The sequence below is a fragment of the Variovorax sp. LjRoot290 genome, assembly GCF_964253985.1.
In the GTDB taxonomy this organism is placed as follows: Bacteria; Pseudomonadota; Gammaproteobacteria; order Burkholderiales; family Burkholderiaceae_C; genus Variovorax.
Genome location: NZ_CAXURW020000001.1, coordinates 4,006,173 through 4,030,548, shown reverse-complemented (window position 1 = coordinate 4,030,548; position 24,376 = coordinate 4,006,173). Strand labels below are relative to the sequence as shown.

At 67.9% G+C, this 24,376-nt stretch carries 24 protein-coding genes and 1 pseudogene; 16 read left to right on the top strand and 9 right to left on the bottom strand.

The window, feature by feature from the left end; genetic code table 11:
• Positions 1-8 precede the first annotated feature (8 nt).
• Positions 9-359 (top strand): hydroxyisourate hydrolase, encoded by a 351-nt coding sequence (gene uraH / locus ACSQ9A_RS20065; RefSeq protein ID WP_093102860.1) that lies wholly within the window; start codon positions 9-11, stop codon positions 357-359.
• Here the strand turns inward: uraH and ACSQ9A_RS20060 are convergent.
• Positions 344-880 (bottom strand): hypothetical protein, encoded by a 537-nt coding sequence (locus tag ACSQ9A_RS20060; protein WP_436304888.1) that lies wholly within the window; start codon positions 878-880, stop codon positions 344-346. The two genes, uraH and ACSQ9A_RS20060, sit on opposite strands and share 16 nt — an antisense overlap.
• 53 nt (positions 881-933) lie before the next feature.
• Between ACSQ9A_RS20060 and xdhC the strand changes: the two genes are divergently transcribed.
• The 3 genes from xdhC to ACSQ9A_RS20045 all read left to right on the top strand — a co-directional run bounded on the left by xdhC (position 934) and on the right by ACSQ9A_RS20045 (position 4,480).
• Positions 934-1,740, top strand: coding sequence for a xanthine dehydrogenase accessory protein XdhC (xdhC, locus tag ACSQ9A_RS20055; protein WP_436304887.1), 807 nt, complete (start codon positions 934-936; stop codon positions 1,738-1,740).
• A gap of 171 nt (positions 1,741-1,911) precedes the next feature.
• Positions 1,912-3,117 carry a urate hydroxylase PuuD gene (locus ACSQ9A_RS20050; RefSeq protein WP_436304886.1) on the top strand — a complete coding sequence of 402 codons (1,206 nt, stop codon included), beginning with the start codon at positions 1,912-1,914 and terminating at the stop codon, positions 3,115-3,117.
• Between the two features lie 34 nt (positions 3,118-3,151).
• Positions 3,152-4,480 (top strand): glycerate kinase type-2 family protein, encoded by a 1,329-nt coding sequence (locus ACSQ9A_RS20045; RefSeq protein WP_436304885.1) that lies wholly within the window; start codon positions 3,152-3,154, stop codon positions 4,478-4,480.
• A 42-nt stretch (positions 4,481-4,522) separates the two neighbouring features.
• Here the strand turns inward: ACSQ9A_RS20045 and ACSQ9A_RS20040 are convergent, their stop codons facing one another.
• Positions 4,523-5,116, bottom strand: coding sequence for a hypothetical protein (locus ACSQ9A_RS20040; protein WP_436304884.1), 594 nt, complete (start codon positions 5,114-5,116; stop codon positions 4,523-4,525).
• Positions 5,117-5,121: 5 nt separating this feature from the next.
• The gene (locus ACSQ9A_RS20035) at positions 5,122-6,216 is read right to left on the bottom strand and encodes a hypothetical protein (protein WP_436304883.1); all 1,095 of its coding nucleotides are present in this window, start codon (positions 6,214-6,216) and stop codon (positions 5,122-5,124) included.
• Between the two features lie 192 nt (positions 6,217-6,408).
• Between ACSQ9A_RS20035 and ACSQ9A_RS20030 the strand changes: the two are divergent.
• Positions 6,409-6,677, top strand: a pseudogene (locus tag ACSQ9A_RS20030) (alpha/beta fold hydrolase); the annotation flags it as partial.
• Between the two features lie 19 nt (positions 6,678-6,696).
• Here ACSQ9A_RS20030 and ACSQ9A_RS20025 read toward each other — a convergent pair.
• Complete coding sequence (locus ACSQ9A_RS20025; RefSeq protein WP_436304882.1) at positions 6,697-7,398, bottom strand: TetR/AcrR family transcriptional regulator; 702 nt, start codon at positions 7,396-7,398, stop codon at positions 6,697-6,699.
• Between the two features lie 108 nt (positions 7,399-7,506).
• Between ACSQ9A_RS20025 and ACSQ9A_RS20020 the strand changes: the two genes are divergently transcribed.
• From ACSQ9A_RS20020 to ACSQ9A_RS20000, 5 genes are read left to right on the top strand one after another with little or no spacing between them, the layout of a single operon-like run.
• Entirely contained in the window at positions 7,507-8,535 is a 1,029-nt protein-coding gene (locus ACSQ9A_RS20020) for an HlyD family efflux transporter periplasmic adaptor subunit (RefSeq protein ID WP_436304881.1), read from the top strand.
• Positions 8,535-10,295 (top strand): ATP-binding cassette domain-containing protein, encoded by a 1,761-nt coding sequence (locus ACSQ9A_RS20015; protein WP_436304880.1) that lies wholly within the window; start codon positions 8,535-8,537, stop codon positions 10,293-10,295. Before ACSQ9A_RS20020 ends, ACSQ9A_RS20015 begins: the two co-directional genes overlap by 1 nt.
• Positions 10,292-11,413, top strand: coding sequence for an ABC transporter permease (locus ACSQ9A_RS20010; protein WP_436304879.1), 1,122 nt, complete (start codon positions 10,292-10,294; stop codon positions 11,411-11,413). Before ACSQ9A_RS20015 ends, ACSQ9A_RS20010 begins: the two co-directional genes overlap by 4 nt.
• A gap of 10 nt (positions 11,414-11,423) precedes the next feature.
• Positions 11,424-12,554 (top strand): ABC transporter permease, encoded by a 1,131-nt coding sequence (locus ACSQ9A_RS20005; RefSeq protein WP_436304878.1) that lies wholly within the window; start codon positions 11,424-11,426, stop codon positions 12,552-12,554.
• Between the two features lie 13 nt (positions 12,555-12,567).
• The gene (locus tag ACSQ9A_RS20000; protein WP_436304877.1) at positions 12,568-14,052 is read left to right on the top strand and encodes an efflux transporter outer membrane subunit; all 1,485 of its coding nucleotides are present in this window, start codon (positions 12,568-12,570) and stop codon (positions 14,050-14,052) included.
• Here the strand turns inward: ACSQ9A_RS20000 and ACSQ9A_RS19995 are convergent.
• A complete protein-coding gene (locus ACSQ9A_RS19995) occupies positions 14,049-14,741 on the bottom strand; it encodes a winged helix-turn-helix transcriptional regulator (protein WP_436304876.1) in 693 nt (230 codons plus the stop codon). The genes ACSQ9A_RS20000 and ACSQ9A_RS19995 overlap by 4 nt on opposite strands.
• A 110-nt stretch (positions 14,742-14,851) precedes the next feature.
• Here ACSQ9A_RS19995 and ACSQ9A_RS19990 point away from each other — a divergent pair, with 110 nt between their 5' ends.
• Entirely contained in the window at positions 14,852-15,721 is an 870-nt protein-coding gene (locus ACSQ9A_RS19990; protein ID WP_436304875.1) for a class I SAM-dependent methyltransferase, read from the top strand.
• A 4-nt stretch (positions 15,722-15,725) separates the two neighbouring features.
• Here the strand turns inward: ACSQ9A_RS19990 and ACSQ9A_RS19985 are convergent, their stop codons facing one another.
• Positions 15,726-17,075, bottom strand: a complete 1,350-nt coding sequence (locus ACSQ9A_RS19985; RefSeq protein ID WP_436304874.1) for a M20 metallopeptidase family protein — start codon at positions 17,073-17,075, stop codon at positions 15,726-15,728.
• A 174-nt stretch (positions 17,076-17,249) separates the two neighbouring features.
• Between ACSQ9A_RS19985 and ACSQ9A_RS19980 the strand changes: the two genes are divergently transcribed.
• Positions 17,250-18,140, top strand: a complete 891-nt coding sequence (locus ACSQ9A_RS19980; RefSeq protein ID WP_436304873.1) for a LysR family transcriptional regulator — start codon at positions 17,250-17,252, stop codon at positions 18,138-18,140.
• A 40-nt stretch (positions 18,141-18,180) separates the two neighbouring features.
• On the opposite strand, the gene ACSQ9A_RS19975 is transcribed toward ACSQ9A_RS19980, so the two are convergent.
• Entirely contained in the window at positions 18,181-19,146 is a 966-nt protein-coding gene (locus ACSQ9A_RS19975; RefSeq protein WP_436304872.1) for a LysR substrate-binding domain-containing protein, read from the bottom strand.
• Positions 19,147-19,267: 121 nt separating this feature from the next.
• On the opposite strand from ACSQ9A_RS19975, the gene ACSQ9A_RS19970 reads away from it, so the two are divergent.
• Genes ACSQ9A_RS19970 through ACSQ9A_RS19955 form a run of 4 tightly spaced genes read left to right on the top strand, consistent with a single transcriptional unit; the run spans position 19,268 to position 22,808 of the window.
• Positions 19,268-20,425 (top strand): CaiB/BaiF CoA transferase family protein, encoded by a 1,158-nt coding sequence (locus ACSQ9A_RS19970; protein ID WP_093102896.1) that lies wholly within the window; start codon positions 19,268-19,270, stop codon positions 20,423-20,425.
• Positions 20,426-20,437: 12 nt separating this feature from the next.
• On the top strand, positions 20,438-21,418 hold the full coding sequence (locus ACSQ9A_RS19965; RefSeq protein WP_436304871.1) for a hydroxymethylglutaryl-CoA lyase: 981 nt from the start codon (positions 20,438-20,440) through the stop codon (positions 21,416-21,418).
• Positions 21,415-21,795: a VOC family protein gene (locus tag ACSQ9A_RS19960; RefSeq protein ID WP_436304870.1), complete on the top strand. Its 381-nt coding sequence runs from the start codon at positions 21,415-21,417 to the stop codon at positions 21,793-21,795. Before ACSQ9A_RS19965 ends, ACSQ9A_RS19960 begins: the two co-directional genes overlap by 4 nt.
• 44 nt (positions 21,796-21,839) lie before the next feature.
• The gene (locus ACSQ9A_RS19955) at positions 21,840-22,808 is read left to right on the top strand and encodes a Bug family tripartite tricarboxylate transporter substrate binding protein (protein WP_436304869.1); all 969 of its coding nucleotides are present in this window, start codon (positions 21,840-21,842) and stop codon (positions 22,806-22,808) included.
• Positions 22,809-22,855: 47 nt separating this feature from the next.
• Here ACSQ9A_RS19955 and ACSQ9A_RS19950 read toward each other — a convergent pair whose 3' ends face one another.
• Both ACSQ9A_RS19950 and ACSQ9A_RS19945 read right to left on the bottom strand, forming a co-directional pair.
• Positions 22,856-23,653 (bottom strand): DUF1266 domain-containing protein, encoded by a 798-nt coding sequence (locus ACSQ9A_RS19950; protein WP_436304868.1) that lies wholly within the window; start codon positions 23,651-23,653, stop codon positions 22,856-22,858.
• A 119-nt stretch (positions 23,654-23,772) separates the two neighbouring features.
• A complete protein-coding gene (locus ACSQ9A_RS19945) occupies positions 23,773-24,138 on the bottom strand; it encodes a bleomycin resistance protein (protein WP_436304867.1) in 366 nt (121 codons plus the stop codon).
• Positions 24,139-24,376: the final 238 nt, after the last annotated feature.

Genomic DNA, 24,376 nt, shown 5'->3' with positions numbered 1-24,376 from the left:
GCACAACCATGGGCTTGAGCACCCACGTACTGGACACCATGCACGGCGGCCCCGCGGCCGGCATGGAGGTCGCGCTGTTCACCACCGACGGCGAGCAGGCGACGCTCGTCAAGCGCTTCACGCTCAATTCGGATGGCCGCAGCGACGCACCGCTCTACGACAACAGCACGCTGAAGGTCGGCACCTACCGGCTGGTGTTCGACGTGGCGGGGTACTTCAAGGCCAAGGGTGTGAAGCTGCCCGAGCCCAACTTCCTCAATCGCGTGTCGCTGGATTTCGGCGTGGCCCACACCGACCAGCACTACCACGTGCCGCTGCTGGTGAGCCCTTGGAGCTACTCCACCTACCGCGGATCTTGAAACGAAGAGAGCTGGCCTTCGGTCAACGTATCGAGCTGGAAATGCCCACCCTTGTCCCACAGCCAGGTGTCGGTCCAGACCAGCTTGCCGATGCGGCTGGCGGCCGGGTAGGGCGAGGCTTCGAGCACGGTGCGCTCGATCTCCGCGATCACTTCGGGCGCGTGCTTCGGCGCGCGCATCCAGTGCATCGAGACGACCTTGCCGTTGGCGTCGAGGCTGACCTGCAGGGTGCCGACCGCATAGAGCAGCGGCGGCAGCTTGCCGCTGTAGATGCGTGCGCCGTTGCGCGCATAGATGTGGCGCGCGGCGTCCTGGCGGTACTCGCGGGCGTTGGCTGCGTTCGACGGCCTAGGCATCGCGTGGGCCGTCGAGCCATCGGGAACGGCGCGGGTCAATTGGCCGGGCACCGTCGAAGTGATCGGCGCCGTGGGGCTGGGCGTGCCGCAGCCGGCCAGGCCGAGTGCGGTCGTCAGGGTGGCCGCGAGGGCGCGGCGCAGCGGCGTGAAAAGTTGCAGATTCATCGGTGGATTTATACCTTGCGCACAAGGCTCTCCCACTACAGAGGGTATCGCTCATGAACGGCATGGTCGACGAACTGCTCGCACGGCTCGCGCGCGAAGAGGGCGTGCTGGTGCGCGTCGAGAAGACGCAAGGCTCGGCACCGCGCGAAGCCGGCACCTGGATGGCGGTCTGGGCCGAGGGACTCACGGCCACCATCGGCGGCGGCCAGCTCGAGTTCCAGGCCACCGAGGAAGCGCGCGCCTGGCTTGCCGGCGGCGCGGCCATCGAAGGCGTGCGGCGCTATCCGCTGGGCCCGAGCCTGGGCCAGTGCTGCGGCGGCGTGGTGTTCCTGTCGTTCCGCCGCATCGCGGCATCGGACGCGAAGGCGCTGCAGGGCGAGCTGCTCGCGCACCTGGAGCCGGTGGCGCTGTTCGGCGGCGGCCACGTGGGCGCGGCGCTGGCGCGGCTGCTGTCGACCCTGCCCTTCACCGTGCGCTGGATCGACAGCCGCGACGGCGTGTTCCCCGATGCGCTGCCGGCGCAGATCGAGACCGAGCATTCGGAGCCGGTGCAGGACGCGGTGGCGCAGCTCGCGCCGGGTTCGCGGGTGCTGATCATGAGCTTCAGCCATGCAGAGGACCTGGACATCGTGATCGCCTGCTTGAAGCGCCTGCGCGCGCGCAACGACCTGCCTTACGTCGGCCTGATTGGCAGCAAGACCAAGTGGGCGACCTTCAGCCATCGGCTGGAGGCGAGGGGCTTCACGGCCGACGAGCTGGCGCGCATCACCTGCCCGATCGGCGTGCCGGGCATCACGGGCAAGGAGCCGGAAGTCATTGCCGTGGCAGTGGCGGCACAGTTGTTGCAATCGCTGAGCTAGGGTTTTCCAGCACGGCTGCGTGAAGAAAACCCTCGAACTCCAGCTAAAAAGTGTATACACTCCAGTCCACAAGCCGCAGCGGAGCGAGGCCCCCACGAGGGTCTGCGTTCGCGGCACTCTCTCTGCTTACAGCGCCCGCAGTGGTGAGCAGGCCAATGCAAGGTTGAGCACATGGAAAGCTACTACCTCGACTGGGCCAATCTGCTGCTGCGCTGGGTCCACGTCATCACCGCCATCGCCTGGATCGGCGCGTCCTTCTACTTCGTGATGTTGGACAACAGCCTCGAGAAGCCGCAGGACCAGGAATCATTGGACAAGGGCGTCGGCGGCGAGCAGTGGGCGGTGCATGGCGGCGGCTTCTACAACATGCAGAAGTACGCGCTGGCGCCGAAGAAGCTGCCGGACCACCTGCACTGGTCCTACTGGGAGAGCTACTCCACCTGGATCACCGGCTTCGCGCTCTTCACCATGTCCTACCTGTGGAACGCGAGCACCTACTTGATCGACAAGTCCAAGATGGACTGGCAGCCCGGCGCCGCAATCGGCGTGGCGCTGGCCTTCTTCGTCGTCTTCTGGATGGTCTACGACGGCATCTGCCAGCTCTTCGGCCGGCGCAAGAACGGCGACACCATCGTCGGCGTGCTGGTCGCGCTCTTCATCGTATTCGCGACCTGGCTGGCCTGCCAGTGGTTCGCGGGCCGCGCGGCCTTCCTGCTGGTGGGCGCGATGATGGCCACGACCATGAGCGGCAACGTGTTCTTCTGGATCATCCCGGGCCAGCGCAAGAACGTGGCGGCGCTGCGTGCCGGCCTGCCGGTCGATCCGATCCACGGCGAGCGCGGCAAGCAGCGCAGCGTGCACAACACCTACTTCACGCTGCCGGTGCTGTTCGCGATGCTGAGCAATCACTACAGCTTCACCTACACGCACAAGTACAACTGGATCGTGCTGCTGCTCATCATGCTCGGCGGCGCGGCGATCCGGCAGTTCTTCGTGGTGCGGCACCGCTTCAAGCTCGGCAACGCGGGCAATCCGCTGCCCTATGCGATGGTCGGCGTCGTGGTGCTGGGCCTTTCCATCGTCTGGATGCGGCCCGAGCCCGCGGCCGCGCCGGTGGCGGGCGCCGCGGCACCGAAGGTGGCCTTCGGCGACGTCAAGAAGGTGCTGGAGCAACGCTGCTACATGTGCCACGGCGCGCAGGTGCAGATGAAGAACGTGCGGCTCGACACGCCCGACCAGGTGGCGGCGCATGCGCAGGGCGTCTACCAGCAGGTGGTGGTGACCAAGATCATGCCGATGAACAATTCCACCGGCATCACCGACGCGGAGCGCGCGCTGATCGGCAAGTGGTTCGAGACCGGCGCAAAGACGCATTAGCGCCTGTGGACAATCGGGCCTGGAGACACTCGCAATGAAGCCAACAAATCCCGTACCCGATCCCCATTCCGCGCCGCGCGAATTCCTCGAACATCTCTACCGTGCCGCGGTCGAACGCGCGCTGCCGCTCGCCAGCATGGGCCCCTACCTGCCCAAGCCGCCGAAGGGCCGCACGCTGGTGCTCGGCGCCGGCAAGGCCGGCGGCTCGATGGCGCAGGCGCTCGAGGCGCTGTGGCCGGCCGACGCGAAGCTCGAAGGCCTGGTCGTCACGCGCTACCACCACATTCCGCCACGTCCCGAAGGCCTGGCGCAGCGCATCGAGATCGTCGAGGCCGCGCATCCGGTGCCCGACGAGGCCGGGCTCAAGGCGGCAGAGCGCATCCTCGCGCTGACCGAGGGCCTCACGGCCGACGACTTGGTCCTGTGCCTGATCTCGGGCGGCGGCTCGGCCCTGCTCACGCTGCCGGCCGAAGGACTCACGCTGGCCGACAAGCAGCGCATCAACAAGCAACTGCTCGAATCGGGTGCCCACATCGGCGAGATGAACTGCGTGCGCAAGCATCTCTCGCGCATCAAGGGCGGCCGCCTCGCCGCGGCCTGCGCGCCGGCGCAGGTGGTCACGCTCACCATCAGCGACGTGCCGGGCGACGACCCGGCCGTGATCGCGAGCGGGCCCACGGTGCCCGATGCGACGACCTGCGCCGACGCCTTGGCCATCCTCGACCGCTACGGCATCGAGGTGCCGGCCGCCGTGCGTGCGCAGCTCGAAAACGGCGCGCTCGAGACGCCCAAGCCCGCCGACGCGGTGTTCAAGGGCCATGCCACGCATCTGATCGCCACGCCGCAGCAATCGCTCGAAGCCGCTGCCGCCGTGGCGCGTGCGGCAGGCATCGAGGCCCACATCCTGAGCGACGAGATGGAGGGCGAATCGCGCGAGGTCGGCAAGGTGCACGGCGCGCTGGCGCGCGCGGTGGCGTTGCGCGGTGCGCCCTTCGCCAGGCCCTGCGTGATTCTTTCGGGCGGCGAGACGACCGTCACGATCCGGCCGCGCCAGCCGGGCCAGGCCAAGGGCCGCGGCGGCCGTGCGGGCGAGTTCTGCCTCGGGCTCGCGGGCGCGCTGGCCGGGCAGAAAAATGTGTGGGCTCTTGCCGCCGACACCGATGGCATCGACGGCGTCGAAGACAATGCCGGCGCCTTCGTCACCCCCGACACGCTGGCGCGCGCCGAGGCCGCAGGCCGCAAGCTCGCCGACCACCTGGACCGCAACGACGCCTACGGCTACTTCGATGCCATCGGCGACCTCTGCGTGACGGGACCGACGCACACCAACGTCAACGACTTCCGGGCCTTGCTGGTGTTGTAGGCCGCTTTGTGGACCGAGCCGTCATCGCGCGTACCTCGGACATCACTTTGATCGCCCGATTTGGTACACCGCGATGAGCACGCTGAACAAGGCAGCGGTCAGAAGTGCAAGAGACACGACGTAGTGCCGCACCAGCCGCATCTCCGTCTCCTTCTGCGACTGCTCTGTCCACAGGAGTTGATTGTTCCTGGCCATGTCGAGTCCGCCAACGCTGTTGAGCGCAGCAGCGACGCTCATGTCCTTGGTGATGGTGGCGCCAAGTTCGGTGTATTGCCCGCGAATGTATCGTTGCGGCTTCTGGCCAGCCGTGCTGGAGTCCGGATATCTGAACACGAATGTGTTGAGGGTGCCCACGTAGCTCAACAAGGCGTAGAACGCCGCCACGCTGAGTACCGCAGTGAATGCGACGATCCATCGTCTCTGTCGAAGCGTCAGTCGAGCAGGCATCAGCAAGACGATGCCCAGCAGTATGAGGAGTGCGGCCAGCGAGGCTATGCCGGCGTACAAGGTCGAGGCGAGTTCCCGGGATGGCGGCACCAATTCGTGCAAGACAGAGCCGAACAGGCCAAAGACAGTGCCAACGACTCCTGCGGCGGCAAGAAGAAGTGCCCCGAGCGGCTTGAGATCAATGGCCATGACTCTCAGGGCGCCCGGATTTGATCGGCCTCGTCGAAGATGACGTCAGCCAGACTGGCGGGTGTTGCATCCACCGGAACGTACTTTTTCACAGAGCCGTTCTTGACAAGCTTCGCCATCAGATCGACCGAGTGCCGTGGGCCGACCCATACTGCGTATTTCACGCCAGGCTCGACATCCCCTAAGGAGGGCGACGTGGGCTGAGAAAAAGTCAGTACGCCGATGAGATTGCGCAGCTTCGTCTCGTCGGTTGAAGGGCCGTACCTGACGAGGCCGAGCGGCAGGACGTAGACGGCCAACGGTTCAGCTGCTTTTCCAGAGGGGGCGGAACGCACCACGACCCTGAGCTTGCGTGGCCCGGAGGAAAGAAGTTTGGCGAATGTCTCTGCGTCTGCCGCGATCGCCGCGCTTGCCAACACTGCGTCGGGGCGGTCGACGGAAGCTGAGACCGCTGCTGTACGAATCTGCGCCGTCGCAGCCTCAATCTGAACGGCTGCAAGAGCTTGCTGCCGTGGAGACATCGTCGTTGCTCTCGCTTCGAACACCGCGTTTGCTCGCTCAATCTTGTCCGTGGCAACCTGAAGTCTTTGGTGTTGTTGGGCCGAAAGCTGCGGCTGGCCATACGTTTTTTGGACCTCCATCCGCACTTTTGCAATCTCGGCTCGTTGGGTTGTGAACACAAGGGGAGTGAGCGGGCGGGCTCCCGGGACAACGGCCAGCTTGGCATCGGGCTCGACGTTCTCTACAGGGCGGACGAAAGTAAGGGTCTCGCCTGCGCGGAGTGGATTGATCGTAGACTCCACCTTCGGGTTCCACTTTCGGACAGCTTCCACCGTTCCGGGGTCGACGGCATATCCCTTGCGCCGTGTCACGTCCAACAGCGACTCGCCGGACCTGGATGCCTCATGATCCAGTTTGAAGTTCTTGGACGGCGCGATCGGCGTTCGTTTGCCATCCTGGCCGACAACCTCCATCCCACGAAATTCTCGCGACGCAGTCGCCATCTTGCCGGTGTGTGTGGCCGGCGCTGCTTGCGCACGGCTGTCCAGAGCAAGTGCGCACAGCAGCACAAGAGCGCACGTCGAGGTTGATGCATGCATGTTGTTCCTCCAGGACCGGATTGGCGACTGGCCGCGATCGCAATACTCCGAGCAACCAGTGGACGGCGCAATCCCCGATCGTCGGATTCCAGTGATGCTTGGTCGCCCTTAGGACGCGCACTGGGGGCTACTTGAATCATTTATACGCGCGGCGTCTTCTGTGCGCATCACACATTCGGCCTAGGCATATCGGGCGGCATGCGCGCGGGCTTCGAGTACTTCAAGGCCTTCGAGCGCGACGCCGACGATTTCGCGAAGCTCGCGGCCACGCCGCTCAAGATGCCGATGCTGGTGCTGTCGGGCGAGAAGGCCGGCGGCAGCTTCCTGATCGAGCAGGGCAAGCTGGTCGCCACGATGTCAAGGGCGTGGTGGTGAAGGGCTCGGGCCACTGGCTAATGGAGGAGGCGCCCGATCAGGTCATCCCGGCGCTGGTGGAGTTTCTTGCCCCAACGAAGTCATGATGCTTCCTGAGGCAGGCCGCTAGGCTCGGTAGCTGCGCGCGGGCTTGCGGTGCGCGCCCGCGAGCGCATCCAGCCCGGCGAACATGTAGCGCATCAGGTCTTCGAGCAGCCCCTCGCTGTCTTTGGCGATCGCGGGCAGGACCTTGCTCGGTATCTCCTTCGGCGCGACCAGCATCACGATGCAGGGCAGCACCGAGAACACGAGGGCGCGCTGCACCGCGGGATGGTCCGGCGGCAGTTCCAGGATTTCCGAGATCAGGCCCAGCAGCAGCTTGGCCTTGGGCCGCACCGCCTTGTCGACCAGCGCCGGCGCCAACGGCCCCGGCGACATGATCTCGCGCAGCATGACGCGAAAACCCCAGGGCGCGGCCTCGCGCGAGGAGGGCGCCAGCATGTGCGCGAGCAGCGCGCGCAGCTTCTGCCGCGGATCGCCGAGCGAGCGCGTCATCTCGATCAGCTCGTCCACGCTCACGATCTGGCGGTGCGCCTCGACCAGCACCTCTTCATACAAGGCCTCGCGACTGCCGAAGTGGTAGTTGACCGAGGCCATCGGCGTGCCGGCGCGCTCGCAGATCTCCTTGCTGGTGGCATCGGCATAGCCGCGCTCGGCGAACACCTGGCCCGCGGTCTCGAGCAGATGCGATCGGGTAGCGGCACCGTCGGGGCGCGGGGCGCGCCTGGCGAGCGCGATGGAAGCTTTCTTTTTCGCAGTGGATGGCATATGACAGGCCTATGGAAAGGCCGGGATTAGTTTGAATGTGAATTCAAATTCGTTATCATCCAGTCTACTTCATCGACGACGCACCGGCGAGAAAGCAAGAGCAAACCCATGAACAAGAAACCCCTCATCGTTGGCGCCATCGTCCTGCTGGCGGCCGTCGCGTCGGCCGCCTGGTACTTCAACCGCAAGCCCGTGGACAGCGACAGCCTGGTGCTCTACGGCAACGTCGACGTGCGCCAGGTCTCGCTGGCCTTCAACGGCAGCGAGCGCATCGGCAGGCTCGAGGTGCAGGAGGGCGACCATGTGAAGGCCGGCCAGGTGCTGGGCATGCTGGACACGCGCACGCTCGAGTTGCGCGCGGCCCAGGCGCAGGCGCAGATCGGCGTGCAGCAGCAGGCGCTGCAGCGCCTGAAGACCGGCAGCCGCCCCGAGGAAGTGGCGCAGGCCCGCGCCGGCGTGTCGGCCGCCCAGGCCGATGCCGAGCTCGCACGACAGCAGCTCGACAGGCTGCAGGGCATCCGCCAGACCACCGCCGGCCGCGCGGTGAGCCAGCAGGATCTCGACAGCGCGCAGGCCCGCCGCAAGGTGGCCGAGGCGCAGCTCGAGAATGCGCGCAAGGCGCAGCAGCTGGTCGTGACCGGGCCGCGCAAGGAAGACATCGCGCAGGCCCAGGCCCAGCTCGAAGTGGCGCGTGCCGAACTCGCACTGCTCAACCACCAGCTCGCGCAAGCCGAGCTCAAGGCGCCCATCGATGCCGTGGTGCGCGCGCGCCTGATGGAGCCGGGTGACATGGCCTCGCCGCAGCGCCCGGTGTTCACGCTCGCGATCACCGATCCCAAGTGGGTTCGCGCCTACGTGACGGAGGTCGATCTCGGACGCATCAAGCCCGGCATGGCGGCCACGCTCACGACCGACAGCCACCCCAGCCAGCCGCTCGCCGGCAAGGTGGGCTACATCTCCTCAGTGGCCGAGTTCACGCCCAAGACCGTGCAGACCGAGGAGCTGCGCAGCAGCCTGGTCTACGAGATCCGCGTGCTGGCCGACGACAAGGAAGACCGGCTCCGGCTAGGCATGCCGGTCACGGTCCGGCTGTCGCTCGACGGCGCCAAGCTCGCGGCGGCCGGAGGCGCGCGCTGATGAACGCCGCGGCGCCGGCGCTCGCCGGGCAGGGGCTGCACAAGGGCTTCGAAGTCAAGGGCTCCAAGCTGCTGGTGCAGGCCCTCGGCGACGTGTCGCTGCAGGTTCCCGCCGGCACGCTTTGCGCGCTGGTCGGCCCCGACGGCGCGGGCAAGACCACGCTGCTGCGCCTCGCGGCCGGACTGCTGCGCGCCGACCGTGGAACGCTGCACGTGCTGGGCATCGACGTGGCGGCCGATCCGCAGGCCGTTCAGGACCGCATCAGCTACATGCCGCAGCGCTTCGGGCTCTACGAAGACCTGAGCGTGCAGGAGAACCTCGACCTCTATGCCGATCTGCACGGCGTGCCGAAGAATGTGCGGCGCGAGCGCTATGCGCGGCTGATGGAGATGACCGACCTGGGCCGTTTCACCGCGCGCCCGGCCGGCAAGCTCTCGGGCGGCATGAAGCAGAAGCTGGGCCTGGCCTGCACGCTGGTGCGCTCGCCCGAACTGCTGCTGCTCGACGAGCCCACGGTCGGCGTCGATCCGCTGTCGCGGCGCGAGCTCTGGGAGATCGTGCGGCAGCTGGTCGACGACGAGCGGCTTTCCGTGATCGTGAGCACCGCCTACCTCGACGAGGCCGAACGCTGCGCCCAGGTTTTCGTGATGCACGAAGGCCGGCTGATCGCGCAGGGCGCACCGGAGCAGATCCGCGACAACGCGCGCGATCTGTGCTTCATCGCCAGGCCGCCCGAGGGTGTGCCGGCGCGCACGCTGCAGGCGAAGCTCTTGGATGCGCCGGCGTCGATCGTCGATGCCGTGCCGCAAGGCGGCGAGGTGCGCTTCATCCGCCGGCCCGATGCCGACGAGCAGGCGCTGGCCGCGCTGTTCGACGGCGCGCCCGTCGAGCCGGTGCCGGCGCGCCTGGAAGACGGCTTCATGGTGCTGCTGCGCGCGAAGCAGAAGAAGGAGAAGGAAAAGGGCGCTGCCGCAGCGCAACCGCAGATCGCGACCGTTGCCGTCGCGGGCGAGCCCGACGAGGTCGTGATCGAAGTGAAGGAGCTGGTGCGCAAGTTCGGCGACTTCACGGCTGTCGCGAGCACCAGTTTCGATGTGCGGCGCGGGGAGATCTTCGGCCTGCTCGGCCCCAACGGCGCCGGCAAGACCACCACCTTCCGCATGCTCTGCGGCCTGCTGCCCGCGACCAGCGGCTTCCTGCAGGTGGCGGGCGTCAATCTGCGCCATGCGCGTGCACAGGCCCGCAGCCGGATCGGCTACGTCTCGCAGAAGTTCGCGCTCTACGGCAACCTCACCGTCGCCGAGAACCTCGAGTTCTTCGGCGGCGCCTACGGCTTGCGCGGGCAGCGCCTGCGGGATCGCATGCAGACGGTGCTGCAGCAGTTCGACCTGCTGGGCCAGGAGAAGGCCACCAGCGGACTCCTGCCCGGCGGCTTCAAGCAGCGCCTGGCCATGGCCACGGGCCTCTTGCACGAGCCGGAGATCCTGTTTCTCGACGAACCCACCAGCGGCACCGATCCGCTGGCGCGGCGTGAGTTCTGGCGCCGCATCACCGCGCTGTCCGAAGCCGGCGTGACGGTCATCATCACCACCCACTTCATGGAGGAGGCCGAGTACTGCGACCGCATCGTGATCCAGGACGCCGGCAAGCTGCTGGCCATCGGCACGCCGCAAGAGGTGCGGGTGCAGGCGGGCAGCGCGCCGGACATGGAAGAGGCTTTCATCGGCATCGTCACGCAGTCACGCGAGGCAAGGGCATGAGCGGTTTCTGGCGCCGACTCATCGCACTCACGCGCAAGGAAACGCGGCAGCTCGTGCGCGATCCGAGCAGCATCGCCATCGGCATCCTGCTGCCGATCATCCTGATCCTGATCTTCGGCTTCGGCCTCTCGCTCGACGTCAAGAACGCGCCGCTCGCGGTGGTGATGGAGGACAGCTCGCCCACGGCCGCCGATGCGGTGGCCGGCCTGCAGCTTACGCCCTACATCGCGCCCGTCATGCTGAGCTCGATGCGCGAGGCCGAGCTGCTGATGCGCGAGCGCCGGGTCGACGGCATCGTGCGCGTGCCCGGCGACTTCTCGCGCCGTCTCGCGGCCGGCGATGCGCGCATCCAGGTCATCGTGCACGGCGCCGATGCGGGCCGCGCCAGCATCGTGCTGCGCTACGCCACGGCCGCGCTCGGGGGCAACGCACAGCGGCAAGCCGACCGCGGACAACCCGGCACCGGCATCGGCGCGGTCAGCATCGAGCAGCGCATGTGGTTCAACAGCGCCAACACCAGCACCTGGTACCTGGTGCCGGGCCTGATCGTGCTGATCATGACGCTGGTCGGCGCCTTCCTCACCGCGCTGGTGATGGCGCGTGAGTGGGAGCGCGGCACGCTGGAGGCGCTGTTCGTCACGCCGGTGCGGCCGGTCGAGATCCTGCTGGCGAAGATCATTCCCTACTTCGGCATCGGCATGGTCGGGCTCGCGCTGTGCCTGGTCGCCGCGCGCTTCCTGTTCGAGGTGCCGATGGTCGGCTCGCTCGCGCTGCTGATCCTCGCCGCCATGCTCTACATGCTGGTCGCGGTCGGCATCGGGCTGGTCATCTCCTCGGTCACGCGCAACCAGTTCCTCGCGAGCCAGGTCGCGCTGCTCGCGAGCTTCCTGCCCTCGCTGATGCTGTCGGGCTTTCTGTTCGACCTGCGCAACGTGCCGACGGCGGTGCGCATCGTGGGCCAGGCGCTGCCGGCCACCTACTTCATGGAGCTGATCCGCACGCTCTTCCTCGCCGGCGACGTCTGGCCGCTGGTGCTGCGCAACTGCGCGATCCTGGTTGTCTATGCCGTGCTGCTGCTCGGCCTGGCGCGCTTCGTCACGCGCAAGAAACTCGACTGAAGGCTTCGCCATGCACGCTTCGTTCATCGCGCTACTGCTCCGTATCGCCAACCTCTGCCGCAAGGAGTTCCTGGCGATCCTGAAGGACCCGTCCAGCCGCGCCATCCTGGTCGTGCCTGCGCTCATGCAGAGCCTGCTGTTCGGCTATGCGGCCACCTACGACCTGAGCAACGTCGACTATGCCCTGCTCGACCAGAGCAGGAGCGGCGCCTCGACGGCGCTGGTCGCGAAGCTCGACGGCACCGGCGTCTTCCGCCGCGCCGCGACGCTCGCCACCCAGGCCGACATCGCGCGCGTGATCGAATCGCAGCAGGCGCTGCTGGTGCTCCAGATCGGCCCGCAGTTCGAAGAGCAGCTGCAGGCCGGCGAGAGCGCGCCGATCCAGCTCGTCATCGATGCCCGCAACTCCAACACGGCGGGCTCTGCCGGCGGCTACATCGCTTCCGTGGTCGCGGATTTCAACGACGAGTGGCGGCTGCAGCACGGCGGCGCGAAGGCGCCGGTGACCATCGCCTCGCGCGCCTGGTACAACCCGAACCTCGAGACGCGCTGGAACCTGATGCCCGGCATGATCGCCGCGCTCAGCATGCTGCAGACGCTGCTGCTGACGGCTCTGTCGGTGGCGCGCGAACGCGAGCAGGGCACCTTCGACCAACTGCTGGTTACGCCGCTGTCGCCGATGGAGATCATGGTCGGCAAGGCGGTGCCGCCGGTGCTGATTGGGCTCGTGCAGTCCACCATCGTGCTCTTGGTCACGCTCCTGTGGTTCAAGGTGCCGATGGCCGGCTCCTTCGTCACGCTCTACACCGGCCTTGCCTGCTTCACCATCGCAAGCGTGGGCATCGGGCTGTCGATCTCGGCGGTGTCGGCCAGCATGCAGCAGGCCATGCTCTACACCTTCGTGCTGATCATGCCGCTGATGCTGCTGTCGGGCCTGGTCACGCCGGTGCGCAACATGCCGGAGGTGCTGCAGATCGCGACGCTGGCGAATCCGCTGCGTTTCGCCATCGACCTGGTGCAGCGCGTCTACCTCGAGGGCGTGGGCCTCTTGACCGTCTGGCACAACCTCATTCCGCTGCTCGTCATCGCGGTCATCACGCTGCCGCTCGCCGCCTGGCTTTTCCGCAACCGTCTTGTCTGAAACGGAACGCGACATGAAGAACTCGCAACACCTTCGCTTTTCCCGTCTGCTGACGGTGCTCACGGCGCTGATGCTCGCCGGCTGCGCCGTCGGGCCCGATTTCAAGGCCCCGATGCCCGAGGCGCCCGCCGACTTCTCGGCCTGGCATGGCGGTTCGCCGGAACTGGCCGACCCGCAGCTTCGAAGCACGGCGAGCATGCCGATCGGCTGGTCCGTTTTCGCCGACCCGGTGCTCGACGCGCTGCAGGCCAAGGCGCTCGCCGCCAACCACGATCTGCAGACGGCAGCGCTGCGCTTCGCGCAAGGCCGAACGCAAAGGCAAGCGGCGGAGGCCCAGCGCGGCCCGCAGCTCAACGCCAGCGCGGCGGCGACGCGCCAGCGGCAGAGCGAGTTCGGTTCGGGCACGCGCCTGATCGACGCGCTCAATCCTTCCAACCGCGAGGAGCTGATCGGCGTGCTGAGCGAACCGCACAACCTCTACCAGGCCGGCTTCGATGCCGCCTGGGAGCTCGATCTCTGGGGCCGCGTGCGGCGCTCGATCGAGGCCGCCGATGCCAACCTCGCGGCCTCACAGGCGATGCTGGCGCAGGTGCAACTGAGCGTGCAGTCCGAGCTGGCGCGCAACTACTTCGAGCTGCGCACCGCGCAGCGCCAGCTGCGCATCGCGCGCGCCGAGATCGCCGCGGCCGAGGAGACGCTCGAGCTGGTCAAGGCGCGCGCCGACGGCGGCCTCACGACCGACCTCGACGTGACGCGCCAGCGCGCGCAAACGGCCGATCTGCGCGCGCGGCTGCCGCAATTGCTGGCGCAGGAGGCACAGGCCATCAACCAGATCACGCTGCTGGTCGGCGAACGGCCCGGCGCGCTCCAAGCGCAGTTGACCGAGCGCGCCGATGCGCGGGCGAGCGCATTGCCCGACCTCTCGCCCGGCCTGCCCTCGGAAGCGGCGCTGCGCCGGCCCGACATCCAGCGCGCACAGGCGCAACTGCATGCGGCCACCGCCAGCATCGGCGTCGCCGTCGCCGACCTGTACCCGCGCATCACGCTGGGCGCGAACTTCGGCTTTGAATCGGTCGGAAGCCGCAGCTTCGGCGAATGGGGCAGCCGGCAGTGGGCGATCGGCCCGAGCTTGCAGCTGCCGATCTTCGACGGCGGCCGGCGTCGCAGCACCGTGACCCTGCGCGAGCTGCAGCAGCAGGAGGCCGCGGTGGCCTGGCAGCAGACGGTGCTGAAGGCCTGGCACGAGATCGACGATGCCTTGAGCGCCTACACGGCAGACCGGCAACGCCATCTGCAATTGGTGGAGAAGGAGCGCCACAGCCGCGACGCCTGGGAATTGGCGCGCGTGCGCTACGACAACGGCTTGACCGATTTCCTGGTCCAGCTCGATGCCCAGCGCACGCTGCTGCAGGCGCAGCGCGACGAGGTCGCCAGCAGCGGGCGGCTGGCGCTGGACCTCGTGATGCTGACCAAGGCCCTCGGCGGGGCGGCGCACTAGGCCCTCCGGGCGGCCTCGCGCGTCTCGGCGAAAGCGCTGCGGCCCAGCCAGCGCCACAGGTCGCGCGCATCGCGCGCGGTGCCCGTGACGCGCAACCGGCGTTCGCGGATCAGGTCGTCGGCGTCCCGGTCACCGGTCCAGACTTCGGTCAGTGCCAGCACCGTCGATTCGACGATCAGCGTGGCGTCCTCGCCGGGATCGTCGCGGCACAGGTCGGCGCTGCCCTTGTCCACCACCAGCCACCAGCGGCGCTCGCCCTCGGGCGCATCGGTGAAGCGGAAGTGGACGACGATGCAGCGCCCGCGCGGGCATTCGTCGGGCCGCACGAAGCGGCGGATGTCCCACATCAGAAAGCCGGCATCGAGCTGGCCGCGCTTCAGGCGGCTGCCGATCCAGCGTGCGCCCCAGTGGCCGAGCGCCATCACGATCGGCCGCAACTCCTCGCCGGCACCGGTGAGGTGGTACTCCGCCGACACGCCGGTGCCCTGGACGCGCTTGACGACGCCGACCTCCTCGAGCTTGCGCAGCCGCTGCGCGAGCAGCGAGCCCGACATGCGCGGCACGCCGCGCCGGATGTCGTTGAAGCGGGTGCTGCCGCACATCAGCTCGCGCACGACCAAGGGCGTCCAGCGCTCGCAGAGCACTTCGGCGCCGCGCGCGACGGTGCAGAACTGGCCGTAGTCGATCATGGAGCGAATCTATTCCTCTCGCCCCGGCAAGGCCAGTTCTAATTCTGGACTGGCGCGCAGGGCCACGCGCAGCGATGCTTCGTGCACCTTCTTTCCTCTGGAGACGCACCATGAACACCGTTCTGCAGCCGGCATTCGATGCCGCCGCCTTCAAGACCACGACACGCGCGCAGTGGCAGGCCGCCGCCGAGGCCTGGCACCGCTGGGGCCCCTTCCTCGGCGACTGGCTCGGCGAGGCGACCGAGACCATGTTCGACCTGGCCCGCATCGGCCCGGGATCCCGCGTGCTCGACATCGCCGCGGGCGCAGGCGAACAGTCGATCTCGGTAGCACGTCGCGTGGGCGAGAGCGGCCATGTGCTGGCCACCGACATTGCGCCCGCCTTGCTTGAACGCGCGGCGGCCGACGCCAAGGAAGCCGGGCTCTCCAACGTCGAAACGCGCGAGCTCGACGGCGAGGCGCTCGACGTGCTGCCCGCCGGCTCCTTCGACGCCGCGATCAGCCGCGTCGGCCTGATCTACTTTCCCGACCAGCAGCGCGCGCTCGCGGGCATGTGCCGCGCGTTGCGGCCGGGCGGGCGCGTGGCGGCCATCGTCTACTCGACACCCGAGCGCAATGCCTTCTTCTCCATTCCCGTGAAGATCATCCGCGAGCGCGCCAAGCTGCCACCGCCGCTGCCTGGCCAGCCGGGCCCGTTCTCGCTCGGTGCCGAGGGCGTGCTCGAAGCCGCCTTCGCCAAGGCCGGCTTGCGCGACATCGAGGTGCGCAAGGTGCCATCGCCGGTCAAGCTGCCGAGTGCGGCGGAATGCGTGCGCTTCGAGCGCGAGTCCTTCGGTGCCTTGCACCAGATGATGGTGGGCCTGAGCGAGACCGAGCGCGCGCAGGCCTGGCAAGCCATCGAGGAAGCCTTGCGCGCCTTCGAAACCGGCGATGGCTTCGTCGGGCCGTGCGAGATGCTGGTGGGCGCAGGAACGGTCTAGCTGCTCAGCGCGAGGCCGTCAGCTCCCCGTTCGGCCGGGTCGTCATGTAGGCCAGCGTGCTGCCCACCAGGGCGCGCACGCCTAGGCGCAAGGCCTTCTCGTCGATCACGAATTCGGACGAATGGTTGGGCGCGCCCGGCCTGTCGCCGAAGGGCGAGGCATTCAGGTTCCAGAACACCACCGGCCGGTTCTTGCCGAAGGAGCCGAAGTCCTCCGAGCCCATGCGCGGCCCGATCTCGCGCGCCTGCGCGCCGGGGCCGGCCGCCGCCTCCAGCGCGTTCACCACCACCTGGGTGGCGCCCGGGTCGCTCACCAGCACCTCGTAGCCGGTGTCGATCTCCACCTTGGCCGTCAGGCCGTGCTGCTCGGCGATCTTCTGCGCCTTCAGGCGGATGTTCTCGTGCGCCACCTTCTGGTTCTTGGCCGACAGCGAACGCACCGTGCCGGCCACTTCCGCGGTGTCGGGCAGGATGTTCACGCGGTTGCCGCTCTGCAGCATGCCCACGGTGACCACGGTGGGGCCGTCCAGCGGGTCGATGCGATGGCTCACGATGTTCTGCAGTGCCAGCACGATCTCGGCCGCCGCCACCGTCGGCTCCTTCGCGGTCCAGGGCGAGGAGCCGTGGCCGCCTTGCCCCTTGAGCGAGATCTTGAACACGTCGCCGCTCGCCATCAGGCTGCCGCGCCGGTAGCCGATGCCCAGCGGGCCGCCGGCGTTGATGTGCTGGCCCATCACCACATCCACCTTCGGGTTGTCCAGAACGCCGGCCTGCACCATCGCGGGCGCGCCGCTGAGCACCGGGCCGGGGCCCTGCTCCTCGGCCGGCTGGAACAGGAAGACCACCGTGCCTGGCAGTTCGGCACGCATGCTCCACAGCGCCTGCGCCGCGCCCAGCAACATCGCGACGTGGGTGTCGTGGCCGCAGGCGTGCGAGACCGGTACTTCCTTGCCCAGCCAGTCGCCCTTGGCGGTGGACTTGAAGGGCAGGTCGTTGCGTTCCTCCACCGGCAGCGCGTCCATGTCGGCGCGCAGGGCCACCACCGGTCCGGGCTTGCCGCCGCGCAGCACGGCCTTGATGCCGGTCTTGGCGATGCCGGTCTGCACCTCGATGCCCGGCATCCGGGCCAGCGCCTCGGCCACGTAGGCGGCGGTGCGTTTCTCCTGGAACGACAGCTCGGGGTTCTGGTGGATGTGGCGCCGCCACGCGATCACCTGCGCCTCGGTGGCGTCGGCCAGGGACAGTCCGCGCTGCTGCAGCGCGTCAGGGGCCGCGGCGGTGCCGCTTTGGGCCAGGGCGTTCAGGCTCAACAGGCTGGCCGCGGCCAGGGTGGCGAGGGAATGCAGACGCTTCATGCAGGTTCTCTGGAATGGTTCGAAGAGGAGGGAGGGGAATGGCCGCCCAAGGCCATGGGGCCGCCGGGTCCGCGCAACGGTAGTGCATGCCGGGATAAAAGAAAAGACACGGGATTCTTGCAAGCGATCAAAATTCTTGTTCACCATCATTCCAACCAACCGATGCCTTCCCCGATGAACCTGCGACACCTGGAGATCTTCCGCCGCGTGGCCGAGGCCGGCGGCATCCGTGCCGCGGCGCGCGATGCTGCGCTGACGCAGCCGGCCATGACCTACGCGATCCGCGAGCTGGAGCGCACGCTCGGCGTTGCGCTGTTCGTGCGCAGTGCCCGGGGCGTCGTGCCGACCGAGATCGGCCAGGCCCTGCTGCGGCGCGCCGCGGTGCTGTTCGACGAGGTCCGGCGCACCGAGGACGAGATTGCGCAGCTGCGCGACGGCGGCGGCCACCTGCGCGCGGCGTTCAGCTCGCTGGCGGCGGCACGGCTGCTGCCCGATGCGCTGCTGGCCTTCCGCCGGCGCTGCCCCGGCGTTGCGCTGGAGCTGGTGGAGATCACCAGTCCCGAGGCGACCGGCCCGGGATCGGGCCACGACCTGGCGGTGCTGAGCGAGCTGGAGGGGACGGCGGAAAAGGACGGCCTGGAGCGCGAGGTGCTGCTGCAGGCCCCGCTGGCGGCCATCGCGCGCGCCGGCCATCCGCTGGCGCGGGTGCGCACCCTGCGCCGTCTGGCCGAAGCGCTATGGGCGGTTCCGGCCTACGGCGTGCAAGCCCTGCAGCAGGCCGGGCTCGCGGCCCCGCGCAACACCGTGGTGTGCCAGTCGATCCAGTTCGGCCTTTCGTTGGTGCGCAACGCCGACGCGCTGACCCTGGTCGCCGCGTCGCTGGCGGAGGACCCCGTCGCCTCCCGCGGCCTGGTGCGCCTGCGCCTGGCGGAGCCGCTGCCGCGCGTGCAGGTGTCGGTGCGCCTGCAGGCCTGGTCGCGGCTGACGCCGGCGGCGCGGGCCTTCGTCGAGTGCCTGCGCGAGGCCGCGGCCGGCCCGGCGCGTCGGCGGCGCGCGCCGGGCTGACGCGTTCGACGAACGAGATCCAGCCTGGATCCGACCTTCGTCAGGACCGGCGGTCTCGAGGCGCGGGCAACGATGCGCCCGCAACCGACGTCGGCGCCTGGCTCGAAGCCGCGAGATGCTGCAGCAGCAGGCCGGCTGCGGGCGACAGCTGCTCGCCGGTCTTGGTCGCCATCAGCAGCCGCCGCACCGCCCACGCGTCCTTGAGCCGCACGACCCGCAGATCGAGCGCGCTCACCTGCGCCTTGCAAGCCGCGAAGGGCACCACGCCGATGCCGAGGTTGGCCGCGATCATGTGGCACATGGCGTCGAAGCTGCGCACCTGCACGCGCAGGCGCATCGGGATGCCGGCCTGCTCGGCGGCGCGCGAGGTCAGCTCCAGCAATGAGCTGCTGCGGTTCAGGCCGACGAATTCGTGCGCGAGACAGGTCTTGAAGTCGGCGCGCCGCGTGCGCGCCAGCGGATGCTGCTTGGCGCACAGCACGACCAGCTCGTCGGTCTGGAAGGGCGCCACGTTCAGGCCGTAGGTGGGCGTGTTCTCGGCGAACACGCCGACGTCCGCGAGGCCATCGACGAGCGCGCGGACGATGTCGCCGCTCAACTGTTCCTCGACCTCGACGCGGATGTCGGGATGCCGCTCCAGGAAGGTCGCCAGTGCCGCCGGCAGGAACTCGGTGAGCGCCGACATGTTGGCCCACAGGCGCACATGGCCGCGCACGCCGCTCGAATAGTCCTTGAGCTCGGTGCTGAACTGCTCGAAGCCCTGGAACAGCCGCATCGCATGCTGCATCGCGACGTGGCCGGCCGGCGTCAGCGCAATGCCCTGCGGGCTGCGGTCGAGCAGCTTCGAGCCGGTGGCATTCTCGAAATCCGACAGGCGCCGGCTCGCGGCCGACAAGGCGAGGTGGCAGGCCTCCGCGCCCTTGGTGATGCTGCCCGACTGGGCCACCGCGCAGAACAGACGCAGCGTGACGAAGTCGACGCGGGCCGGATTGATGGTGCTGGCCATCGGGCCATTCTAGGCCGGGGCTTCGCGTTTCGCGAAGGGGTGCTGCCGTCATGGCAATTCCGCGAATCGTGATGTTTTTCTACAGTGCAGCCATCGAACAGCAAAGAGAGACAAGCAAGCCATGAATGCACTCGAAGGCCTCAAGGTCCTGGAGCTCGGCCAGCTCATTGCCGGCCCTTTCGCCGGCAAGACGCTGGCCGAATTCGGCGCCGACGTGATCAAGGTCGAACCGGCCGAGGTCGGCGATCCGCTGCGCAAGTGGCGCATGCTGCGCGACGGCAGCTCGGTGTGGTGGGAAGTGCAGTCGCGCAACAAGCGCTCGGTCTGCCTGGACCTGCGCAGCGAAGAGGGGCAGGAAGCGGCCCGCGCGCTGGCGCTCGAGGCCGATGTGCTGATCGAGAACTTCAAGCCCGGCACGCTGGAAGGCTGGGGCCTCGGCTGGGAGCAGCTGCATGCGCTCAACCCACGCCTCATCATGCTGCGCATCTCGGGCTACGGCCAGACCGGCCCCTACCGCGACAAGCCGGGCTTCGGTGTGCTCGGCGAATCGATGGGCGGGCTGCGCTACCTGAGCGGCGAACCGGGCCGCGTGCCGGTGCGGGTGGGCATCTCGCTCGGCGACACGCTCGCGGCGCTGCACGGCGTGATCGGCGTGCTGACCGCGCTGCACCACCGCACGGCCCACGGCGGCGAGGGCCAGTTCATCGACGTGGCGCTCTACGAGTCGGTCTTCAACGTGATGGAAAGCCTGGTGCCCGAGTACGACGCCTTCGGTGCCGTGCGCGAGCGCGCCGGCAGCGCGTTGCCCGGCATCGCGCCGACCAACGCCTACCGCTGCAACGACGGCCACTACGTGCTGGTCGCCGGCAATGGCGACAGCATCTTCCGCCGCCTGATGCGTGCCATCGGCCGGCCGGACCTCGAGGAAGACCCGGCCCTGCGCCACAACGACGGCCGCGTACAGCAGGCCGAGGCGCTCGATGCCGCCATCGAGGCCTGGACCAGCCGGCGCAGCCGCGACGAGGCGCTCGCGGCGCTCGATGCGGCCGGCGTGCCGGTCGGTCGCATCTACTCGGTGGCCGACATCGCGACCGACCCGCAGTACCTGGCGCGCGAAATGATCGTGGAGGCCCCCACCTCCGACGGCCGCACGCTCAAGGTGCCGGGCGTGGTGCCCAAGCTCAGCGCGACGCCGGGCCGCATCGCGTACCCCGCGCCGCGGCTCGGTGAACACGACGACGACCTGCGCTCGGGCGGCTGGCCCGCGCGTTCACGCTGAAGGAGCAAGAACATGAACACCGGCAACGGCACGCGCCTCCTCGTCAACGAGGTCGCCACGCGCGACGGCTTCCAGATGGAAAGCCGCTTTATTCCTACGGAAGACAAGATCGCGCTGGTCGATCGGCTCAGCGGCCTCGGCTACGCGAAGATCGAGGTCACTTCATTCACTTCGCCCAAGGCCATTCCCGCCCTGCGCGACGGCGAGGAGGTGATGATGCGCATCGCGCGCCAACCTGGCGTGGTCTACACCGCGCTGGTGCCCAACCTGCGCGGCGCCGAGCGTGCGCTCGACAGCCACGTCGACGAGTTCAACATCGTCATGTCGGCGAGCGAAAGCCACAACCTCAGCAATCTGCGCATGACGCGCGAGCAGTCCTTCTCGCAGCTGTCGGATGTGATCGCGCTGGCGCGGCAGGCCGCGGTGCCGGTCAACGTGTCGCTGTCCTGCGTGTTCGGCTGCCCCATGGAAGGCGAGGTGGCGCTTTCCACGGTGCTGGGCTGGATCGAGCGCTTCGCCGCGCTGAACGTGCGCGGCATCACCCTGTGCGACACGACCGGCATGGCTTATCCCACCCAGGTGCAGGCCGTCTGCGCCGCCGCGTCGGAGCGCTTCCCGGCGCTGGACTTCACCGCCCATTTCCACAACACGCGCGGCATGGGGCTCGTCAACACCGTGGCGGCAGTCGAGGCGGGCATCCGCCGCCTCGACATGTCGCTCGGCGGCATCGGCGGCTGCCCCTATGCGCCGGGTGCGACCGGCAACGTCGCGACCGAGGACGTGGTCCACATGCTGCAGTGCATGGGCTACGACACCGGCATGGACCTCGACGGCCTGATCGGCGCCGCGGCGCAGCTCGAAGACCTGGTGCAGCACGAACTGTCGAGCCAGGTGTCGCGCGCCGGCCATCGCCTGACGCGCCATGCGCCGCCGGCGGATTTCGACGACATCGTTGCGCGCGCGAAGGCGCGCGAAGAAAAGGAGCAAGCATGATCGACCATCTGGACCACCTGGTGCTCACCACCGCCAACGAGGAAGTCTGCGTGCGCTTCTATGTCGAGGTGATGGGGATGTCGCTCGAGACCTTCGGCGGCGGCCGCAAGGCCTTTCGCTTCGGCAACCAGAAGATCAACCTGCATCTGAAGGGGCACGAGTTCGAGCCCAAGGCAGAGGTGCCGATGCCGGGCGCGCTGGACCTGTGCTTCATCGCCGCGGTGCCGCTCGACGCAGTCATCGCGCGCCTGAACGAGAAGCAGGTGCCGATCCTCGAAGGGCCGGTGATGCGCACCGGCGCCACTTCGCGCATCCGCTCCGTCTACCTGCGCGACCCCGACCTGAATCTCATCGAGATCTCGGAGCTCGCGCCCTGAAGGGCCGGGCGCCGCGACACGTTCACACACTACAGGAGACAAACATGAAACCTCTTCGCTGCCTTCTCGCAGCCTGCCTTGCCTTGGCCGCCGCCGCATCGCACGCCGACACCTGGCCCTCGAAGCCGATCACCATGATCGTGCCGACTGCGCCCGCCGGCTCCACCGACATCATGGCGCGCATGGTCGCCGATCCGCTGCAGCGCGCGCTGGGCCAGCCGGTGGTGGTCGACAACAAGCCGGGCGCCAGCGGCAACATCGGCGCCGAGGCCGTGGCCCGCGCCGCGCCCGACGGCTACACGCTCCTGATGCAGTACTCGGGCTACCACGTCGGCAACCCTTCGCTGTTCCAGCAGATGAAATGGAGTCCGACCAAGGACTTCGTTCCGGTCGCGCTGGTGATGCGCGCGCCGCACGTGGTGGCCGTCAGCGGCAAGCTGCCGGTGAACTCGATGAAGGAGCTCGTCGAGTACGGCCAGAAGAAGGGCGGCGGCGGCCTTTTCTATGCCTCCTCGGGCAACGGCTCGATCCAGCACATCGCGGGCGAACTGCTCTCGCGCCAGGCCAAGCAGCCGATGACCCACGTGCCCTACAAGGGTTCGGGTCCGGCGATCAACGACCTGATCGCGGGCAACGTCGACATGTTCATCACCACGCCGCCTTCGGTCATCGGCCACATCGCGAGCGGAAAGCTCAAGGCGCTGGCCTACACCGGCAGCAAGCGGCACCCGTCGATGCCCAATGTGCCGACCTCGGCCGAGGCGGGCTTCCCGGGCTACGAGGTCGAGTCGTGGTTCGCCGTCTTCGCGCCGGCCAAGACGCCGCCCGAGATCGTCGCCAGGCTCAGCACCGAGATTCGCAAGATCGTCGAAAGCGAAGCCTTCCGCAAGAAGGTCGACGACCAGGGCGCCTTCGCGGTCTACATGGACCCGCCGGCGCTCGGCAAGTTCGTCGACCAGGAACTGGCCCTGTGGTCGCGCGTGATCAAGGCGGCGGACATCAAGGCGGACTGAGCAGCAGGCGAAGAAGCTCGCTCGCGACATCTCCTTGGCCGGAGCGCTCAGTGGAGCGGCAGGTCTTTGTACGGGCTGCGCGGGTCGCTGAACAGCATCGCATTCGTGCGCACCAGCGCTTCCTGCCGTGCTTCCGAATAGTTCCAGATCAGGCCGGCTGCCACATAGGCAGCGCTGACCTGGGCCCAGTTGCCGTAGGCGGCGCGCACCGGCCCGGCCAGCCCGGAGGCAAAGCCCGTGAACTCGCCGCGGTCGATGTAGCCCAGGTCCACCGCCCAGCGCGACAGGCTGGCCAGCCGCACGGCGTCCCATGCGACCAGGTCGGTGATCTCCGCGGGCTGTACCCCCAGCGGCTTGCGCAGATCGTCCATCCAGTCACTGTAGGAACCCATCAAGGTGGCGATGTCGGCGACGCTCTTGCCGGTCTGGTTGGCAAAGGCCTCGTAGTCCAGCTCGCCCCGCAGTTTCAGCATGAACAGGCCGGGGAAGACCAGCGAGGCTACGGAGCGCAGCAGCAGAGGGGCGGACCGGTGGGCGGTGTCGAGCTTGACCAGGCCGTGCCACACGCCCCGATATTTCTCGCGATGTCCCTCGTCGACGATCCAACGGGCCGTCTGCTCGAAGCTCTTGCGGTCCTGGACGCCCCACATGCCGGCGACACCTTCGCGCAGCGCCTCCGGGCTCTGGCCGGTCTCGACTGCGTTGACGAAGTTGCCGTTGAAGGCGGAGAGCGGCGCGCTCAACGCCACCAGCCATCGCTCCTCGGGCGAGCACCGGCTCTCGGTGGCGAAGTGAAGTTCGTCGTTGTCCATCAGCGCATGGCCGATCTGGTCCATCAAACCCATGGGTACTCCTGTTGCGAAGAAGTGATCGGCCGCGAGTCTATGCGCAGGACTGGCCTCTTGCCAGATCGAAAAAGGTTCACATGTCCATGGCCAACCGGCGACGCGCTCCGCGGCGCGCGTTACGGTGCGACAGGAGACTCTTGGCCGAACTTGATGAGATTGCCGTCCGGATCGATCACATAAAGCTCGTCCATGCCCCAAGCCGTGCGGACCACGCCTTGGATCGAAGGCAACTGGGCACTGAGCTCCGTGTGCACAGCGGCGATGTCCGCGACGCGGATGTAGCACGAGGTGTTCTCAGCGATGTGCTTGTCGTCGCAGGCCCAGAAGTGCAACTCCGTTTCGCCGCGCATTGCCATGCCATAGGAAAAATCCTCGAAGTGCCGCGTTTGGAAGCCGAGCACGTTCTTGTAGAAATCCAAAGTGCGTGCCAGATCGAGTGAGGCGAGTACTGGGATTGCCTTGCCGAAGCTTGCTTGATTCATTGCGAGGTCCAGTTCCTTGATGAAGCAATTGTGCGATGGCTGGTCTGGCGTCTGCTGAAGTCCGGGCGCGTCGCCAAGTCCTACACGGCGATCCCATCGACGACGGCGCGACCATGAAGCGCAGCAGCTATGCTCGAATGCCAACGATAGAAGGACCACGCCATGAAGAAGCTAGTCGCTGCACTTCTCGCAACAGCCATGCTCGGGGGCTGCGCTATCTACCCCGACGGTCCAGGAT

Coding starts and splice junctions, on each gene's coding strand:
- ACSQ9A_RS19995 (WP_436304876.1), bottom strand. CDS start 14,741: ATGATCGACTACGGCCAGTTCTGCACCGTCGCGCGCGGCGCCGAAGTG.
- ACSQ9A_RS19975 (WP_436304872.1), bottom strand. CDS start 19,146: ATGGCCAGCACCATCAATCCGGCCCGCGTCGACTTCGTCACGCTGCGT.
- ACSQ9A_RS20060 (WP_436304888.1), bottom strand. CDS start 880: ATGAATCTGCAACTTTTCACGCCGCTGCGCCGCGCCCTCGCGGCCACC.
- ACSQ9A_RS19985 (WP_436304874.1), bottom strand. CDS start 17,075: ATGAAGCGTCTGCATTCCCTCGCCACCCTGGCCGCGGCCAGCCTGTTG.
- ACSQ9A_RS20015 (WP_436304880.1), top strand. CDS start 8,535: ATGAACGCCGCGGCGCCGGCGCTCGCCGGGCAGGGGCTGCACAAGGGC.
- ACSQ9A_RS20025 (WP_436304882.1), bottom strand. CDS start 7,398: ATGCCATCCACTGCGAAAAAGAAAGCTTCCATCGCGCTCGCCAGGCGC.
- xdhC (WP_436304887.1), top strand. CDS start 934: ATGAACGGCATGGTCGACGAACTGCTCGCACGGCTCGCGCGCGAAGAG.
- uraH (WP_093102860.1), top strand. CDS start 9: ATGGGCTTGAGCACCCACGTACTGGACACCATGCACGGCGGCCCCGCG.
- ACSQ9A_RS20020 (WP_436304881.1), top strand. CDS start 7,507: ATGAACAAGAAACCCCTCATCGTTGGCGCCATCGTCCTGCTGGCGGCC.
- ACSQ9A_RS19965 (WP_436304871.1), top strand. CDS start 20,438: ATGAACACCGGCAACGGCACGCGCCTCCTCGTCAACGAGGTCGCCACG.
- ACSQ9A_RS20045 (WP_436304885.1), top strand. CDS start 3,152: ATGAAGCCAACAAATCCCGTACCCGATCCCCATTCCGCGCCGCGCGAA.
- ACSQ9A_RS19970 (WP_093102896.1), top strand. CDS start 19,268: ATGAATGCACTCGAAGGCCTCAAGGTCCTGGAGCTCGGCCAGCTCATT.
- ACSQ9A_RS19950 (WP_436304868.1), bottom strand. CDS start 23,653: ATGGGTTTGATGGACCAGATCGGCCATGCGCTGATGGACAACGACGAA.
- ACSQ9A_RS20050 (WP_436304886.1), top strand. CDS start 1,912: ATGGAAAGCTACTACCTCGACTGGGCCAATCTGCTGCTGCGCTGGGTC.
- ACSQ9A_RS19955 (WP_436304869.1), top strand. CDS start 21,840: ATGAAACCTCTTCGCTGCCTTCTCGCAGCCTGCCTTGCCTTGGCCGCC.
- ACSQ9A_RS19960 (WP_436304870.1), top strand. CDS start 21,415: ATGATCGACCATCTGGACCACCTGGTGCTCACCACCGCCAACGAGGAA.
- ACSQ9A_RS20000 (WP_436304877.1), top strand. CDS start 12,568: ATGAAGAACTCGCAACACCTTCGCTTTTCCCGTCTGCTGACGGTGCTC.
- ACSQ9A_RS19945 (WP_436304867.1), bottom strand. CDS start 24,138: ATGAATCAAGCAAGCTTCGGCAAGGCAATCCCAGTACTCGCCTCACTC.
- ACSQ9A_RS20010 (WP_436304879.1), top strand. CDS start 10,292: ATGAGCGGTTTCTGGCGCCGACTCATCGCACTCACGCGCAAGGAAACG.
- ACSQ9A_RS20040 (WP_436304884.1), bottom strand. CDS start 5,116: ATGGCCATTGATCTCAAGCCGCTCGGGGCACTTCTTCTTGCCGCCGCA.
- ACSQ9A_RS19990 (WP_436304875.1), top strand. CDS start 14,852: ATGAACACCGTTCTGCAGCCGGCATTCGATGCCGCCGCCTTCAAGACC.
- ACSQ9A_RS20035 (WP_436304883.1), bottom strand. CDS start 6,216: ATGCATGCATCAACCTCGACGTGCGCTCTTGTGCTGCTGTGCGCACTT.
- ACSQ9A_RS20005 (WP_436304878.1), top strand. CDS start 11,424: ATGCACGCTTCGTTCATCGCGCTACTGCTCCGTATCGCCAACCTCTGC.
- ACSQ9A_RS19980 (WP_436304873.1), top strand. CDS start 17,250: ATGAACCTGCGACACCTGGAGATCTTCCGCCGCGTGGCCGAGGCCGGC.